Raw genomic sequence first — 16,423 nt, 5'->3', positions numbered from 1 at the left:
CGGGCCGGGACGCCCGCTCCTTACGGGCCGGGACGCCCGCTCCTTACGGGCCGGGGCGCCCACCGCCCTTGCCCGAAAACCCGTCGCTCCTCGCCCCGCCCCTTGTTACGGTCACGCCATGCAGCGAGTCCAGCCGTTCCCGTCCTCCACGACGACGCCGGAGAGAGTCCCGGCGCGCTGACAGCTGACCCAGATGTCCGAAGCCCCGGGGCGAGTGCCCCGGGGCTTCGTCGCGTGGTGCTCGCCTCCCAGACACGAGGAGCCACCATGCACGACCACCGCCGACTCGGCCGTGAACTGGACCTGTTCGACACCGATCCGCTGATGGGCGCCGGACTGCCGTACTGGCTGCCCGACGGCGCGGTCGTGCGGCACACCCTGGAGGAGTACATCCGCGACGCGGAACGGCGGGCCGGCTACCGGCACGTGTACTCGCCCGCTCTCGGCAAACGCGAGCTGTACGAGATCTCCGGCCACTGGGAGCACTACGGCGACGACATGTTCCCGCCGATGGACGTGGGCGCCGAGCAGGTCCTGCTGCGCCCCAGCCTCTGCCCCCACCACGCCCTGATCTACCGCTCCCGATCCCACAGCTACCGCGAACTGCCCTTGAGAATGGCCGAGTTGGGTGGCATGTACCGCTCGGAGCTGTCCGGTGTCCTCGGCGGCCTGACCCGGGTGCGGTCCATCACCCTCAACGACGCGCACATCTTCTGCACCCTGGAGCAGGCCGTCCAGGAGGCACGGTCCGCGCTGGAGCTGATCGGCCGCGCCTACGCGGACCTGGGCATCCGCGCGGCCCGGTACCGGCTGTCCCTGCCCGGCGAGGGCGGCAAGTACGTGGCCGACCCGGAGCTGTGGCGGCGCGCCACCGCCCTGCTCCGGGAGGTCCTGGACGGCTCCGGCGTCCCGTACGAGGCGGCCGAGGGCGAGGCGGCCTTCTACGGTCCCAAGATCGACGTGCAGATCACCGACCCGGCCGGCCGGGAGGCCACCCTCTCCACCGTGCAGATCGACTTCCACCAGCCCGAGCGCTTCGACCTGCACTACATCGGCCCCGACGGCGCGAAGCACCGCCCGGTCATGGTGCACCGCAGCATCATCGGCAGCGTGGAGCGTGCGGTCGCCCACCTCCTCGAGGAGCACGGCGGCGCGTTCCCGCCGTGGCTGGCGCCGGTGCAGCTGATGGTCCTGCCGGTGGGCGAGGAGCAGTCCGAGGCCGCCCACGCCCTGGCCGGGCGGGCCCGGGAGCTCGGGCTGCGCGCCGAGGTCGCCGGCCCTGAGCAGGGCACCCTCGCGGCCCGGATCCGCTCGGCCCGGCTGGTGCCGTACCAGGCGGTGATCGGCGGGCGGGAGGCCGCCGCCGGCCTCGTGGCCCCCCGCCTGCGCGACGGCAGCCGGCCGGACACCCTGACCGGGGACGAGCTGCTGCGTCGTATCGCCGACCGGGTGGCGGCCCGCGGCCCCGGTCTGTGGGACCCGTCGTAGGACGGGCCCCTCCCAGGTCGCGGCCGGTCTCAGAACGTCCAACGCGTTTGGCTGTAGACCCCGTTGTCCCGGCCGAAGCCGTACGCCGTGTCCGGGGCCACCGCGAACACCACCGCGTCGCCGCTGCGGAACGCGTCCCCGATGCCGTGGAAGGTGCCCTCGGGGGCGGTGATGTGCGGCCCGTACTTCGTCTCGTACGCCGTGATGACCTCTTCCAGGCGTGGCCGGTCGGCGACTGGCACGGCCCTGCCCTCGACCACGAGGTCGAGCCCGTCGGTGAGGGAGTTCGCCCCGGTGGTCAGTGCGCAGTGGGCGTCGTGCGCCAGGTTCTTCGCCTTCTGCTCGGTGCGGCCGGTGGAGAAGTACAGCACTTCGTCGTGCCAGGCGGCGATGCAGGGCGTGACGTGCAGCCGCCCGTCCGGCCGCACGGTGGACACCCAGAAGATCTCTGCGGCCTCCAGCCGCCCCTGCGCCTCGGCCCAGGCGGTGGCCGTGACCTCCGAGACGCCCGGGCGGGGGTTGAGCGCGGAGCTGTAGCGGGCGTCGAGCTCGGTCGTCGGTTGCTGTGCGGGCATGGCGGGGCTCCTTCCTCGTCTCCTGCCCCTAACGACCGCCCGGCGGGGCCGGAATCATCGCCGCGTCCGTTGGTGTGGCGGGCGGCGCCGGTCAGCGTGCCGTCCAGAGGCGGAGTTTGTCGGGATTGAGCACGGCCCAGACATGCTGGATCCGGTCGCCCGCGGTGTCGAACGCCAGCACCGACACGGTGACGCCGTCCTTGCGGGCCACCAGGCCGGGCCGACCGTTGACCGCGCACTCCAGCCGGTCCTGACGCGGGCCGGAGCCCGGAACGGGCCGGAGCCGGAACGGGCCGGAGCCGGAACGGGCCGGGGCCCAGGCCGTAAGGTCGCTGCTGCGGAGCATTCCCGCGCAGCCACTGGAAGGAGTCCCCGCCGTGACGGACGGTCAGCCCATCCCGGTGATCATCGACTGCGACACCGGTGTCGACGACGCCCTCGCCCTGCTGTTCGCCGTACGGCACCCGGCGCTCGACGTGCGGGCGATCACCTGCGTGGCCGGGAACACGGACGTCGACGGCGTGGTCCGCAACACCCTGACCGTGCTGGAGCAGGCCGGCGCTCCCCACATCCCCGTCGCCCGGGGCGCCGAGCGGCCGCTGATCGAGGCTCCCCGCTCGGCGCAGCACGTGCACGGGCCCGACGGCATGGGTGACCTGGGCCTGCCGGAGCCGTCCCGCGGGCCCGCCGACGTCGACGCGGTGACGCTGCTGCGGCGCGAGATCCTCGCGTCCACGCGTCCGGTCACCCTCATCCCCACGGCCCCCCTCACCAACGTCGCGCTGCTCCTGCGCACGCATCCGGAGGTGGTCCGCAACATCGAGCGGATCGTCTTCATGGGCGGTGCGGCGGCCGTCGGGAACGCCACGCCCGTCGCGGAGTTCAATGTCTGGCACGACCCGGAGGCGGCGGCGATCCTGCTCACCGCCGGTGTGCCGATCACGATGTACGGGCTGGACGTGTTCAGCCGGGTCGTGGTCCCCGCGGCGGATGTGCGGAGGCTGCGGGCGAGCGGCGAATCGGGGGCGCGGCTGGCCGGGGACCTGCTCGCGCACCGTCCGGCCCATCCGGACAGCCGTCCCGACGACCCCTCCGAGACGGCCGGCGGCCTCGGTGACGCGGGCGCGGTGTGCGCGGTCGTCGACCCCGAGGGCCTGACGACCCACCGCCTCCCGGTCGACGTCTCCCTCGCGGCCGGGCCCACGCGCGGCATGACGATCGTGGACCGCCGCCCCCGGCCCGGCGAGTCGGAACTCCACGAGGGCACGCGCGAACAGCCGCTGGTCGACGTGGCGTTGGACGTGGACGTGGAGCGCTACGTGAAGCTGTACCTGGCGACGGTCGAGATGTGATCCATCGATTCTCGATCGGTATCGATCGAGAATCGATAAGGGAATGGCTTTCTCCTCGCCGCGCTCGTCGCCGTGTGGACGCTGCTGACCCGGCACGGCATGGCCGCGGTGGTCCGACCGTGGGCGCATGAGAGCGCCCGGTGTGCTGTCGCCGCCGGACGACAGCGCACCGGGCGCTCTGCGGGTTCGGACGTCCCCGCTCGGGTGTCCCTACAGGGGTCGGGCGTTCTTACGCGTTGCGCTTGGCCGCGCGGCGACGGGTCGCGACGACGAGGGCCGCGCCACCCGCCAGCAGGGCCGCCGCGCCGAGCGCGATCGGACCGGTGCTGCCGTCGGCGCCGGTCTCGGCGAGGTCGCCGCCACCGCCGTTCGGCTTGGGCGCGACGGGCGTCGACTCGGAGGCGCTCGGGGTGGGCGTGTCCGTGTCGGAGGACGGCGGCGTCGAGGGTTCGGCCGGCTCGGACGGGGACGCCGGAGGCGTGGTCTCCTCGGCCGGCTCGGACGGGCTCGCGGGAGGCGTGGAGGCGGGCGGCTCCGTCTCGGCGGGCGGCGGGGTCGTGCAGTACTTCGTGCCGCCGTTCCAGGCCGCGATCAGCTTGTCCTTGATGACCGGGCGGTCCGGGCCCTTGGGCAGGTCACCGTGTTCGAAGCCGTCCTTCGCGTCGAGCTCGCCGTCGAACTTCACCGCGCCCCGGTAGAGGTCGATCTGCCCGAAGCAGCCCTTGTCCGGGATGGCGATGTCGAGCGACTCGGTGCCGCCCGGCTTGACCGTCACCGTGTCGAAGTCGACGAACACCTGCTCGCCGGAGGTCGCGAACGTCGCGCCGTGGGCGAGGTAGGAGGCGAGGGAGGCCGTGCAGGTGGCCGCGTCACCGGCGGTGCGGACCTTGATGTGCACCTTGCCGTCGTCGGTCGGCTTCAGGTTCTGGTCGTCGACCTTGACCGAGTCGTGGAAGGTGGTGCCGTCGAGCGAGAACTGGCAGCGATCGGTCCCGGTCTCCGTGCCCGCGCCCGTGCCGGGCTTGTAGCTGCCGCCGGACGACCAGCCGTCCCCGCCGGGCGCACCGTGCGCGAACGCGGTCGTGGCGGAGGCGGCACAGAGGGCGAGGGCCGCGGCGCCCGTCCCCAGCAGGCGGCGCGCGGTGACACGTCTCGCTATGGACATGCGTATCCCATTTCTTGGCGTGTGCAGAACCCGGGTGACGGCATGCGGGCAGCGCGCGGCTGCCGGGGCCGTACCGCGGAGTGAGCGGTCTGAGAAACACTGGGCTCATTGGTCACATGCGCCTCAGTGGCCCCCATGGTGGCGGCGCCGCAGCACACTGTCAACCTGCGGTGATGCAAAGGAAGTTGTGCCGCCATCACACTTTCGTCACAGCAGGAATGGACTGCTCCGATCGACCCGATGGTCCCTTTTTCCGGCATTCTGGACAGATCTAATGCTGTCGCCCGTATGCCCTGCGAAGGAGACCGCGTGACTGATCGCTCCACCCTCGACCTGTCCTCCCGTGACCCCGACTGGTGGCGCCAGGCCGTCGTCTACCAGATCTACCCCCGCAGCTTCGCCGACGCCGACGGCGACGGACTCGGTGATCTGCGCGGCATCACCCGCCGCCTCACCCACCTCGCCGCCCTGGGCGCCGACGCCCTGTGGCTGAGCCCCTTCTACCCGTCCGAACTCGCCGACGGCGGCTACGACGTCGCCGACCCCCGGGGCGTCGACCCGCGCCTGGGCACCCTCGACGACTTCGCCGCCCTGGTCGCCGAAGCCCACCGCCTCGGCCTGAAGGTCATCGTCGACATCGTGCCCAACCACTCCTCGCACCGGCACGCGTGGTTCCAGGAGGCCCTGTACGCCGGACCAGGCTCGGCGGCCCGCGACCGCTACGTCTTCCGCGACGGCCGCGGCGAGCACGGCGAACTCCCGCCCACCGACTGGCAGTCCGTCTTCGGCGGCAGCGCCTGGCAGCGGGTGCCCGACGGCCAGTGGTACCTCCATCTGTTCGCCCCCGAGCAGCCCGACCTGAACTGGGAACACCCCGAGGTGCGGACCGAGTTCGAGTCGATCCTGCGGTTCTGGTTCGGCCGGGGCGTCGACGGGTTCCGCATCGACGTCGCCCACGGCCTGGTCAAGCACCCGGAGCTGCCCGACCTGCCGCCCCACCGGGACCCGGACGACGGGCGGCCCCGGCAGCACGTCGACCATCCGCACTGGGACCGCGACGAGGTGCACGAGATCTACCGGTCCTGGCGCAAGGTCGCCGACGAGTTCCCCGGCGACCGCTCCTTCGTCGCCGAGGCGTGGGCGGACACCTCCGAACGGCTGGCGGCGTACGTCCGCCCGGACGGTCTGCACACCGCCTTCAACTTCGACTTCCTGATGTCCAGCTGGGACCCGAAGGACCTTCGGTCGGTCATCGACGGCTCGCTCGGCATACTCGGCGCGGTGGGGGCGCCGGCCACCTGGGTCCTGTCCAACCACGACGTCATGCGCCACCCCAGCCGCTACGGCCGCCGGGCGGCGAGGCGCTGGGTGGCCAACGAGAGCTACCGGCCCGACGGGCCCCTGGACTTCGCACTCGGCACCCGGCGGGCCCGGGCCGCCGCCCTGCTCATGCTGGCCCTGCCCGGCGGTGCCTACGTCTACCAGGGCGAGGAACTGGGCCTGCCCGAGGTCGAGGACCTGCCCGAGTCCGTTCTCCAGGACCCCACCTGGGAGCGCTCGGGCCACACCGAACGGGGGCGGGACGGCTGCCGTGTCCCGATCCCGTGGACCGGCGGGGGCGAGGCGTTCGGGTTCAGCCCCGAGGGCGCCACCGACGGGCCCTGGCTGCCGCAGCCCGACGGCTGGGGCGGCTTCAGCGTGGCGGCGCAGTCGGGCGACCCGGCCTCCATGCTGGAGCTGTACCGCGCGGCCCTGCGCATCCGCCGCGACCACCCCGCCCTCGGTGATGGCACGATGACCTGGCTGGACGCCCCCGAAGGCGTCCTGGCCTTCAGCCGCGACCCCGGCTTTTGCTGCGTGGTCAACCTCTCGGCCGAGCCGTACGATCTGCCCGCCCACGCCGCGCTCCTCCTGTCCAGCGGCCCCCTGGCCGACGGGCGGCTTGGACCGGACCAGGCGGTGTGGCTGGCGGTCTGACCGCGCACACCACCGCCCTGCACAACCCTGCACTGCACGCCTATGACCCTTCCGGGCGCCCGGTATGCGCCAGCACAGTCGTTCTGCTTCTGCGTCCAGCCCCGTACGAACGACTTCGAGGAAGGCCCGTATGAGAACCGAGCCGGACACGTCCCACCAGTCCCTCAGCGCGGCCGCCCTGCTGCAGGGCGCCCGCAGTGCCGTGGAGCAGAGCTACCCCTGCGACGACTCGCTGGCCAGGGCCGCGCTGCATCTCATCGAGTGCGCCACGGACGTCGTGGTGCGGCTGCCCGAGCGCGATCTGGCCTCCGCCCGTGACGTGCTGGGCGCGGCCCGGGCCGCGGTGGTGACGGCGACCGTGGCCGTGCGCGAGATCCACGACCGGGAACGCGGCGAGCAGGTCGCCGCCCCCGCCGGCCCCGGAAGGGTGGTCTGCGGACTCGACCGATAGGCGTTGCATTCAACGAAGTTGCCCCGTCGCCAAGGAGCGGTTTTCAGCCGCCGGCGACGGGGCTCTTCGCGTATGCCGGAAGGTACCTGCAGGGGATTCCCACCTACGCACTGCACAAGTGTGACCTTATTGCGGAGCAGCCGCGGCCGAAGAATGGACATTGCGAGCGGGGGAGCCGCTCAAAACACCGGACGAGAAAGAGGAACGAAATGCTCCGCACGATCTCCCTTCACCTGGCCGCCACCCGCGCCCGTGGTCTGCGCACCCTGACCGCCGTCGCCGCCGCCGGCTTCCTCGCCGCCGCCGCCGTCCCCGCGGTCGCCGGCCCGGCCGGTGCCCCCGCCGCCACGACGGTCGTCGCGGGCGAAACGCCCGACGACCACGGCTGGGACTGACCCGCACGTCCTCAGCCCATCGACAGCAAGCCAGGTCAACGGAGGGAAACGCAATGACGATCAGCCCGGCGATCGAGAACGCCCCCGACGAGAGCACGGTCTTCACCCCCGAGATCGAACTGCGCAGCGAGATCACCGTCGAGCTCGTCGATCACACCGCGTCCGACCTCGGCGTCGTCCGTGCGGCACGCGTGTCCACGGCCGGCGAGGAGGCGCACCGCGAGGAACGCGGCGACGATTACATAGGCGGCCTCATCCGATATCTCATGCGCAGCCGCCACGGCAGCCCTTTCGAGCACAACTCCATGACTTTCCTGGTGCACGCGCCGATTTTCACGATCCGGCACATGATGCGGCACCGAATGTGGTCCTTCAACGAGGAAAGTGCACGGTACAAGGACCTGAAGAGCGTGTTTTACGTACCCGACCGCGAGCGTGCCCTCAAGCAGATCGGCAAGCCGGGCCACTACCAGTACGTGCCGGGCGACGAGCAGGACTACGACCTGGTGAGCACGGCCACGAGTGAGGCCTACCGCGCCGCCTTCCGCGAGTACCAGCGGATGCTCGACGCCGGCATCGCCCGCGAACTGGCCCGCGTGGTCCTGCCGGTGGCGACGTACTCCACCGTCTACGCGACCTGCAACGCCCGTTCCCTGATGCACTTCCTGGGCCTGCGCACCAACCGTGCCGACGCCGCCTACGTCTCGCACCCGCAGCGCGAGATCGAGGTCGTGGCCGAGCAGATGGAGGAGCAGTTCGCCCGTCTGATGCCGCTGACGCACGAGGCGTTCGAGAAGTTCGGCCGGGTCAGCCCCTGACCCGGAGGAGGTCCCTGCCATGCGTATCACCGTCTACGCGGGATCGGCCCTGGGCAACCGGCCGGTCTACCGGGAAGCGGCGGCCGTGTTCGCCAAGGAGATGGTCGCCGCGGGCCACGAGATCGTCTACGGCGGCGGAGCGGCCGGCCTGATGGGTGTGGTCGCCGACTCCGCGCTGGCGGCCGGCGGCCGGGTCACCGGCGTCATGCCGACCCATCTCGTCGACGCCGAGGTCGCCCACCGGGGCCTGACCGAACTGCACGTCGTCGACACCATGCACCAGCGCAAGCAGCTCATGGCCGACCTCGCGGACGCGTTCGTCGCGCTGCCGGGCGGGGTGGGCACCGCCGAGGAGATCCTCGAGGTGTGGGCCTGGCTGGTGCTCGGCACCCATCAGAAGCCCGTCACGCTGCTGAACGTCGAGGGCTACTGGGACCGGCTGCTGCGCATGACCTGCCGCATGTCCCTCAGCGGCTTCCTGCGCGAGGAGGAGCTCGGCACCCTCGCCCCCGTCGCGGACGCCGCCGAGTTCCTCCGCCTCGTGCGGGACTGGGAGCCCCCGCCGCCGCGCTGGGGCTGACCGAAACACCCTCGCCAGGGCTGAAACCGAGAGTAGGAGCGATGTCGCTACTGAATGCTGAGAGCGCGGTCGGCCGGACCGCCGAGGTGACCGTGGTCGAGGGCTACGTCCCGGTGATCGACCTGAGTTCGGCACGGTCGTCGGCCGCGGCGGACCGCCGGCTCGGCGCCGTGATCGACGAGGTCTGCCGCACCAGCGGGTTCCTCGTGATCGTCGGTCACGGGGTGCCGCAGAACGCCGTCCGGGAGATGTACCGGGCCACCCGCGAGTTCTTCGCGCTGCCCGCCGAGGAGAAGGCGAAGCTGCTGGCGGTCCCGGAGGACCCGCTGATGCGCGGCTTCGGCCGCAAGGGGAGCCTCGCCGCCTCCAACACGGACGCCGAGGTGGAGCACGAGCGCAGCCTGCCCGACGTCTCCGAGACCTTCACGATCAACCGGCTCGGTGAGCCGGACGGCAAGGACCGGCTGCCCGCCGACGCCGACCCGGCGCTGGCCACCCCGAACCACTGGCCCGCGCTGCCCGGCTTCGCCGAGGCCTACCGGTCCTACTACGGGGCCATGGAGGTCCTGGCCGCCGACATCATGCGGCTGTTCGCGCTCGCCCTCGACCTGCCCGAGGACTGGTTCGAGGACAAGATCGACCGGCACATGACGAACCTGACGGCGAACTACTACCCGCGTCAGACCGTGCCGCCGGCGCCGGGCCAGCTGCGCAAGGGCGTCCACAGCGACTGGGGCAGCCTGACGATCCTGTACCAGGACGACGGCCCCGGCGGCCTCCAGGTCCTGGACAAGAACGGCGACTGGCTCGACGTCCCGTACATCGAGGGCTCGTTCGTGGTCAACATCGGCGACCTGATGGCGATCTGGACCAACAACCGCTGGGTGAGCACGGTCCACCGGGTCGTGAACCCGCCGCGCGAACTGGCCGACCGGGAACGCTATTCGGTGCCGTTCTTCCACCAGCCGTCCTACGACGCGCTGATCGAGTGCATCCCCACCTGTACCGGGCCGGACAACCCGCCCAGGCACGCGTCGGTTCGGTCCGGCGACTACATCACCGGGAAGTTCAGCAGGGCGTACGGCGGTTGACGGTGGAGCCCGCACGCCGCCCGGCGGTGGTACCGGCGAGAGCAAGGTGAGATGACGTGGCCAGAGCAGCTCTGCTCCTCGGCGTCGAGAACACGGCGGCCGAGTGCATCGTGCGGGCGGCGCGGCGACTCGACGTGCGCGTGCACGCCGCGACGCACCGGGAGCTGTACGAACGGTGCCGTCCGCAGATCCGCGGAGAGCTGGGCGGGGTGGTGTTCACGGACTTCCGCTCCGCCGACCAGGCCGTCGACCAACTCGCCGAGTACTGCGCCCGGCAGGGCATCGAGGCGGTGGCGGTCAGCGGGGCGCAGTTCTCCCCGCTGGCCGCGGCCCTCGCCGTCCGGCTGGGCGTGCCGGGGCACTCCGTGAGCCTCGCCGCGGCCAGCCGCCACAAGTGGCAGATGGCGCAGGCGCTGCAGCGGGGCGGCGTGCCCAGTGCGCGCACGGTCGCCCTGGTCTCCTTCGAGGCCGCCGAGCAGCGCCTGGCGGCGGCGGGGCTGGACTACCCCGTCGTGGTCAAGCCGGTGGAGAACACCGGGTCGGTGGGCGTGAGCGTGATGGACGGCCCCGGGGAGCTCCGGCCGGCCGTCCGCCGGGCGCTGAACCACTCCTCGGACCCGACGTACGGCCTCGCCTACGACACGGTGGCCCTCGCCCAGGAGTACCTGGAGGGCCCGGAGTACAGCCTGGTGAGCGTGCTGCACTCGGGGAACTGCACCCACTCGATGCTGACCCGGAAGTACACGACCGAGGGCCGGGAGCGTGAGGAGACCGGGTACACCGTGCCGCACGGCCTGGACGAGCGGACGGCGGCCCGGGCGGCCGGCACCGTGCTGCGGGGTCTGCGGGCGCTCGGCCTGCGGGACGGGATCGCGCGCGCCGACCTCAAGCTGACGCCGGACGGGCCGGTGCTCATCGAGATCGACGCCGGGCCGCCCGACGGGGCGGTGCTGCAGGCGATCCAGCACGCCACCGGAATCGATCTGGCCGAGGCGTATGTCCAGGCCGTGCTCGGTGAGGAGCCGACGGCGCGGCCGGCGCGCCCGGGCGCCGCCGCGCTGCGCTTCATCAACACCTCGGCGCACGGCACCTTCCGGGGCCTGACGGGACTCGTCCTGAACCCGCATCTGGCCGCCGCGCGTTCCTACGTCGACCCGGGCGAGCTGGTCGGCGGGGCCGCGGCGACGCACACCCGGGTGGGCCATGTGATCGTCACGGCCGACGCTCCGGCGGAGGCCGACCGGCGAGCCGAGGCCGTCATGACGCTGGTCGACTGCGACGTGGAGGCCTGAGCCCACCCCGCACCGGCACACGGTCGACGGCGGTCCACTCCCTTTCATTCGTACACCAGTTCGCGGCCGTCGTCGTGCGGCACGACCGAAAACCGGAGAGATCCCATGAAGGACACGGAAGGTCCGGCGCGGAGAAGGCTGGGCGTGGGATGGCGGCTGCACGGTGACGGCCGGGCGCCCCGGCCCGGTGCGGCCGTGCTGCCGCACGAGCGCCTCTCCTGGCCCCGCACCCTGGGCCTGGGCGCCCAGCACGTGGTGGCGATGTTCGGCGCGACGTTCGTCTTCCCCGTGGTGATGGGCCTCGACCCGAACCTCGCCATCATGATGTCCGGCGTGGCGACCGTGCTGTTCCTGCTCGTCGTGCAGGGCCGGGTGCCGAGCTACCTGGGCACCAGCGCGTCGTTCGTCGGCGGTGTCGCCGCGATCCGCGCGGCGGGCGGCAGCACGGCCCAGGTCACCGGCGCGATCGTGGTCGCGGGCCTGGTCCTCGCGGTCGTCGGCCTGCTCGTCCACCGCATGGGCCCGGGCCTGGTCAACCGGGCGTTCCCGCCCGTCGTGGCCGGTGCGGTGGTGCTGCTGATCGGCCTCAGCCTGGCCCCGGTGGTGGCGGACATCTACTGGCCGCAGGATCAGTGGACGGCGCTCGCGACCATGGGCGTGGTCATCGCGGCGGGCGTGCTGCTGAGCGGCTTCTGGAGCCGCCTCGCCGTGTTCGTCGGACTCGTCTTCGGCTACGTCCTGTCCTTTGTCCTGGACCGGGTGGCCGGCCCGATCACCGCGCCCGGCCCGGACGGCAAGGTCACCACGCACGCGCGCGTGCAGCTGGAGTCGGTCGCCTCCGCCGACTGGTTCGGGCTGCCCACCCTGCACTCCCCGTCCTTCAGCGTCTCCGCGGCGCTGCTCGTGCTGCCCGGCGTGGTCGCGCTGATCGCGGAGAACACCGGGCACGTCAAGGCGGTGGGCGAGATGACCGGCGAGAACCTCGACCCGGTGCTCGGCCGTGCCGTGCTCGGCGACGGCCTGGCCACCGCGGTCTCGGCGGCGGTCGGCGGCCCGCCCACGACGACGTACGCGGAGAACATCGGCGTGATGGCGGCGACCCGGGTCTACTCCACCGCCGCGTACTGGGCGGCTGCCGGAGCGGCGCTGGCCTTCGGGCTCTGCCCCAAGTTCGGCGCACTCGTCGCGGCCACGCCCGGCGGGGTGCTGGGCGGCATCACGGTGGTGCTGTACGGGATGATCGGGCTGCTCGGCGCCAAGATCTGGATCAAGGCGCGGGTGGACTTCTCGGACCCGGTCAACCTGGTGCCCATCGCGGCCGGTTCGGTCCTCGGCATCGGCGGGGTCACCGTCACCCTGGGCGACTTCTCCGTCGGCGGCATCGCGCTGGGCACGGTGGTGACGCTGCTGGGGTACCACCTGCTCGCCGCGGGACGCCGCTGGGGCGCGGACGCGGGGCTCGGTGTCCACGATCACCACGGCGATCGGCAGGTCCTCGCTCAGGGACAGCAGCCGCGAGGTGTGGATCAGGGAGGAGGCGCCGAAGCCCTCGATGCCGCGGAAGACGCTGGCACCGGCGAGTCCCGCCGCGTGGGCCCGGTGGACGATCTCCGAGTAGAGGGGCTTGTGGTGCCAGGTGTCGCGCTCGCCGACGAAAACGGTCAGGCGCAGGGCCCTGCCGCTCAGCCTCGTCATCGTCGCCTCCCTTCCAGGACACGGCGGGTCGTCCCGGCCGTGAGCCACACCGCCGTGAGCGCCGCGAGCGGGGTCGCGGCGAGGTAGGCCAGCCCGGTGCCGGGACGGCCGCCGTCGATGAGTTTCTGGATGTCGACGGCGTACGTCGAGAAGGTGGTGAAGCCGCCGAGGACGCCGGTGCCGAAAAAGGGCCGGACCAGCGGGTGGGCGGTCCGGATCTCGGTGATGACCACCATGAACACGCCGATCACGGCGCAGCCGGCGATGTTGACCCCGAGGACCGTCCAGGGGAAACCGCCCGGGGGCGTGGGCCACCAGAGGGAGGCCGCGTACCGGGCGGTCGCGCCCACTCCCCCGCCGAGCGAGACGACCGCGACGACGGGCGCCTGGGCACGCCAGGGGGACGGTCGGGGGGTGGCCGCCGGAACGCGGAGGCTTTCGGGGGTTGTCATGGGGTGGTCCGTCTCCTACTCGCCGCGGCCCGGGTCGTACGGGCGCGTGCCGTCGCAAGTAGGGACCGTTGGCGGCGTCCTTGCCGCGGTTCGGGTACGGCGGGCCCCACCGCCGCGCCGCGACGGGGTCGCGGCCGGAGTTCAGGTTAACCCCGGGGGCGGGGCGGGGTCACTCCGAGGCGCGGGCCGGTGAAGGTCACTTCGCCGCGGGCGGCTCGCAGACCGCCACCCCCCGTTCCCGGATGCTGCCGAGGATCAGGTGCCCGCCCGCTTCGCAGACACTGGTGGACATGCGGTAGCCGGAGCGGCGGCGGGTGAGGTGGTGCACGACACGGCCCTCGTCGTCGAAGGCCTGGAGGGCGATCGTGCCGGTGGGCCGGAACGGGGCGCGTACGGCCAGGCGCGCGGCGGCGGCCCGGACACCGGGCGCGCTGCGGTGGAACAGGTCGAGGGCCGGGACGCGGGGTCCCGCGAGCGCGACCCAGATCGGGCCGTCGGGCGCGCCACGCCAGAGGTTGTCGGGCATGCCCGGGAGGTTCTCGGCGAACGGCTCGCTCCGGCCGGCCTTCGGCCCGGTGAGCCAGAGGCGCAGCAGCCGGCAGGCGCCGGTCTCGGCGACGACGAGGAAGGACTCGTCCGCGCCGGCGGCGATGCCGTTGGCGAACTGCAGGCCGTCCAGCACCACCTCCGGCGCATCATCGCCGGGGGCGAGCCGCAGCAGCCGTCCCGTACCGGTGTGTTCGACGATGTCGCCGATCCAGTGCTCCAGTGGGTAGCGGCGGCTGGAGACGGTGAAGTAGACGCTGCCGTCGGAGAGGGCCACGGCGTTGCTGCAGAAGCGCAGCGGTTCCCCCGCCACCGAGTCGGCGAGGATCCGGACCGTGCCGTCGCCGGTGTCGACGCGCAGGAGCCCGCGTTCGGCGTCGCACACCAGCAGGTCGCCGTCCGGGAGGAGTTCGAGCCCGAGCGGCCTGCCGCCGGTCTCGGCGATCACCTCGACGCGGGCCGCGACCGGGTCGGCGAGGGCCTCGAGCCGCAGGATGCGGCCGTCCGCGACGCCGGTGAGGACGCGGCCGCGCGGGTCGGCGACCACGTCCTCGGGGCCGGGGCCCACCGCGACGTAGTGGCGGGGTACGAGTGCCGTGGGACGGTCCATCGCGTGCCTGTCCTTCACCATCGGGGGCGATACCGGTGTACCGGGTCGCCTACCAGCCCTTCTCAAACATCCGGGCGACCTCGGCGATCCGCATGTCGTCGCGGTGGTAGCGCTCGCGGCCCGCGGACCTGCTGGTGCGCAGCATGCCGGTGGCCTCCAGCAGCCGCAGATGGGTGACGGCGACCGGGCGTGACAGCGAGAACCGCTCGGCGACGGCGTCCGCGGTGACGCCGTCCGCCGCGGGACCGGATTCCTTCAGCCAGGCCAGGATGCGCAGCCGCGTCTCGTCCGTGGGAGTCCTCAGCATGTCGTGCCCCTGCCTCGCCGCTTCGCCCTCTCACCGCGTCTTCCCACTGTCTCGCAGTCGACGCCATCGCGTCCGGGCTTCGGCATCGTTGACCGATACCGAACTTCCCTGTCGTGGAAGTTCGGGCAGAAGAGCGACGACCAGAGGGTGGGGCCCGGGAAGCCGGGCCCCACCCCCGTGGATTCAGCGGTGGCGGAGCGTCGGCTCAGCGGTGCCGGAACCAGGACATCGACGAGAGCGCCCGGTCGTCGTAGCCGAACAGCGCCTGGTTCTCCCAGGCGTTGCCGGAGGCGGCGTCGGTCGGGTCCCAGCCGTTGCCGCCGACCGCGGTCCAGGTCGCCTCCCAGTAGAAGGCGCCGAGTCCGCGGCCGTTCGGGACGGCCTCCACGATGCTCATCATGTCGTTCATCCACCGCGTCTGACCGGTGACGCTCGCCGGGTAGCCGGTGACCAGTTCGTCGCCGGTGTTGATGATGTTCTCGTGCGCGTCCTCGCTGTCCAGGCGGAACGGGTAGGCGGTCTCGGCGACGAGGACCGGCTTGCCGTACCGGGCGGCCGCGTCGTCGAGTGTCGTCTGGAAGTCGGCGAGGGTGCCGTGCCAGTAGCCGTAGAACGACAGGCCGATGGCGTCGAACTTCACGCCGTGGGAGCGTGCGCTGTCGAACCACCAGCGGGTGCCCTCCAGGTCACCGCCCTCGGCAAGGTGCAGGGCCACGGTGGTGGAGGAACCGACCGCCTTGACGGCGTCGTAGCCGGAGTTGAGCAGACCGGCCAGCTGCGTCCAGTTGGAGGTGGACCCCTCGTTCCAGAGCATGCCGCCGTTGATCTCGTTGCCGACCTGGACCATGTCGGCGGGGGTGCCCTGCGCCTTCAGGGCGTTCAGCACGTCGTATGTGTGGTGGTACACGTCCGTCTTCAGTCGACCGTACGAGTGTCCGGCCCAGGCGGCGGGCTTGTCCTGGCGTCCCGGGTCGGCCCAGAAGTCCGAGTAGTGGAAGTCCACCAGCAGCTTCATGCCCTGTGCCTTGACGCGCTTGGCCGTGGCCAGGACGCGGGCCTTGGTGTTGTAGCCGTCGGCCGGGTTCACCCAGATCTTGAGGCGGGCGTAGTTCATGCCGTTCGACTTGAGGACGGCGAGGGGGTCGGCGGCGGTGCCCGAACTGTTGCGGTAGACGCCGCCCCTGGCCTCGCCCTTGGCCAGCGACGAGATGTCGGCACCCTTGATCGACGTACCGGACGTGCCGGACGTGCCGGACGTGAAGGTCAGGTCGTCGACGTTGATCCAGTTGCCCGCGTTCGCGTCGCTGTTGACGCTGATCGTGCACTGGTTGCCGGTGACGGTGACCGGCACGACGATCCGGAGCCACCCACCGGCCGAGACCGGCAGGTCGGTCCGCTGCTCGGCGCCGCCGCAGTTCTTCAGCGCGATGTAGGCGGACTTCTGCCCGCCGCCGGAGCGCACCCAGGCGGTGAGCTTGTAGTTCCCGTTGGTGAGTCCGGACAGGTACTGGTACGTCTCCACCTTGTAGGCCGACGCGGACCAGTGCCGTCCAGGTCGGCTCCGGCACCTTCTGGACCTGGCGCGAGGTCATGTACGCCACAGCCGGGCGGCTCACCCCGGACAGCTAC

14 protein-coding genes and 4 pseudogenes are annotated in these 16,423 nt (G+C 72.1%); 10 read left to right on the top strand and 8 right to left on the bottom strand.

Features of this window, described 5'->3' with window-relative positions:
- Positions 1-237: 237 nt before the first annotated feature.
- Entirely contained in the window at positions 238-1,488 is a 1,251-nt protein-coding gene (thrS, locus tag ABZ281_RS11440) for a threonine--tRNA ligase (RefSeq protein ID WP_356654393.1), read from the top strand.
- 29 nt (positions 1,489-1,517) lie between these two features.
- Here thrS and ABZ281_RS11435 read toward each other — a convergent pair whose 3' ends face one another.
- Positions 1,518-2,063 (bottom strand): pyridoxamine 5'-phosphate oxidase family protein, encoded by a 546-nt coding sequence (locus ABZ281_RS11435; protein ID WP_356654391.1) that lies wholly within the window; start codon positions 2,061-2,063, stop codon positions 1,518-1,520.
- A 91-nt stretch (positions 2,064-2,154) separates the two neighbouring features.
- Positions 2,155-2,307: pseudogene (locus tag ABZ281_RS11430) on the bottom strand (RNA polymerase subunit sigma-24); the annotation flags it as partial.
- Between the two features lie 133 nt (positions 2,308-2,440).
- On the opposite strand from ABZ281_RS11430, the gene ABZ281_RS11425 reads away from it, so the two are divergent.
- Positions 2,441-3,415 (top strand): nucleoside hydrolase, encoded by a 975-nt coding sequence (locus ABZ281_RS11425; RefSeq protein WP_356654389.1) that lies wholly within the window; start codon positions 2,441-2,443, stop codon positions 3,413-3,415.
- Between the two features lie 229 nt (positions 3,416-3,644).
- Here ABZ281_RS11425 and ABZ281_RS11420 read toward each other — a convergent pair whose 3' ends face one another.
- Positions 3,645-4,580, bottom strand: coding sequence for an LAETG motif-containing sortase-dependent surface protein (locus ABZ281_RS11420; RefSeq protein WP_356654387.1), 936 nt, complete (start codon positions 4,578-4,580; stop codon positions 3,645-3,647).
- A gap of 309 nt (positions 4,581-4,889) precedes the next feature.
- Here ABZ281_RS11420 and ABZ281_RS11415 point away from each other — a divergent pair, with 309 nt between their 5' ends.
- The 8 genes and pseudogenes from ABZ281_RS11415 to ABZ281_RS11380 all read left to right on the top strand — a co-directional run.
- Entirely contained in the window at positions 4,890-6,557 is a 1,668-nt protein-coding gene (locus ABZ281_RS11415; RefSeq protein ID WP_356654385.1) for a glycoside hydrolase family 13 protein, read from the top strand.
- 130 nt (positions 6,558-6,687) lie between these two features.
- Complete coding sequence (locus ABZ281_RS11410; RefSeq protein ID WP_356654383.1) at positions 6,688-7,008, top strand: hypothetical protein; 321 nt, start codon at positions 6,688-6,690, stop codon at positions 7,006-7,008.
- 209 nt (positions 7,009-7,217) lie between these two features.
- Positions 7,218-7,403, top strand: coding sequence for a hypothetical protein (locus ABZ281_RS11405; RefSeq protein ID WP_142160936.1), 186 nt, complete (start codon positions 7,218-7,220; stop codon positions 7,401-7,403).
- Between the two features lie 53 nt (positions 7,404-7,456).
- On the top strand, positions 7,457-8,221 hold the full coding sequence (thyX, locus tag ABZ281_RS11400; RefSeq protein WP_356654381.1) for an FAD-dependent thymidylate synthase: 765 nt from the start codon (positions 7,457-7,459) through the stop codon (positions 8,219-8,221).
- 19 nt (positions 8,222-8,240) lie between these two features.
- On the top strand, positions 8,241-8,801 hold the full coding sequence (locus tag ABZ281_RS11395; protein ID WP_142160938.1) for a TIGR00730 family Rossman fold protein: 561 nt from the start codon (positions 8,241-8,243) through the stop codon (positions 8,799-8,801).
- A gap of 41 nt (positions 8,802-8,842) precedes the next feature.
- On the top strand, positions 8,843-9,892 hold the full coding sequence (locus ABZ281_RS11390) for a 2-oxoglutarate and iron-dependent oxygenase domain-containing protein (RefSeq protein WP_356654379.1): 1,050 nt from the start codon (positions 8,843-8,845) through the stop codon (positions 9,890-9,892).
- A gap of 56 nt (positions 9,893-9,948) precedes the next feature.
- The gene (locus tag ABZ281_RS11385; protein ID WP_356654377.1) at positions 9,949-11,184 is read left to right on the top strand and encodes an ATP-grasp domain-containing protein; all 1,236 of its coding nucleotides are present in this window, start codon (positions 9,949-9,951) and stop codon (positions 11,182-11,184) included.
- A 105-nt stretch (positions 11,185-11,289) separates the two neighbouring features.
- Positions 11,290-12,615: pseudogene (locus ABZ281_RS11380) on the top strand (solute carrier family 23 protein); the annotation flags it as partial.
- A 15-nt stretch (positions 12,616-12,630) separates the two neighbouring features.
- Here ABZ281_RS11380 and ABZ281_RS11375 read toward each other — a convergent pair.
- From ABZ281_RS11375 to ABZ281_RS11355, 5 genes and pseudogenes are all read right to left on the bottom strand, one after another.
- Positions 12,631-12,879 (bottom strand): annotated as a pseudogene (locus ABZ281_RS11375) (DUF190 domain-containing protein); the annotation flags it as partial.
- On the bottom strand, positions 12,876-13,331 hold the full coding sequence (gene crcB, locus ABZ281_RS11370) for a fluoride efflux transporter CrcB (protein ID WP_356654375.1): 456 nt from the start codon (positions 13,329-13,331) through the stop codon (positions 12,876-12,878). The pseudogene ABZ281_RS11375 and the gene crcB, both read right to left, overlap by 4 nt.
- Positions 13,332-13,527: 196 nt before the next feature.
- Entirely contained in the window at positions 13,528-14,487 is a 960-nt protein-coding gene (locus ABZ281_RS11365) for an SMP-30/gluconolactonase/LRE family protein (RefSeq protein ID WP_356654373.1), read from the bottom strand.
- A gap of 49 nt (positions 14,488-14,536) precedes the next feature.
- Entirely contained in the window at positions 14,537-14,794 is a 258-nt protein-coding gene (locus tag ABZ281_RS11360) for a winged helix-turn-helix domain-containing protein (RefSeq protein WP_356654371.1), read from the bottom strand.
- Positions 14,795-14,999: 205 nt separating this feature from the next.
- Positions 15,000-16,340 (bottom strand): annotated as a pseudogene (locus tag ABZ281_RS11355) (arabinogalactan endo-1,4-beta-galactosidase); the annotation flags it as partial.
- Positions 16,341-16,423 lie beyond the last annotated feature (83 nt).

Origin of the sequence: Streptomyces sp. NPDC006265 (assembly GCF_040613555.1) — a bacterium.
Lineage (GTDB): Bacteria > Actinomycetota > Actinomycetes > Streptomycetales > Streptomycetaceae > Streptomyces.
Note: the sequence above shows the minus strand (reverse complement) of the source record. Positions and strands in the feature narration are given on the sequence as shown.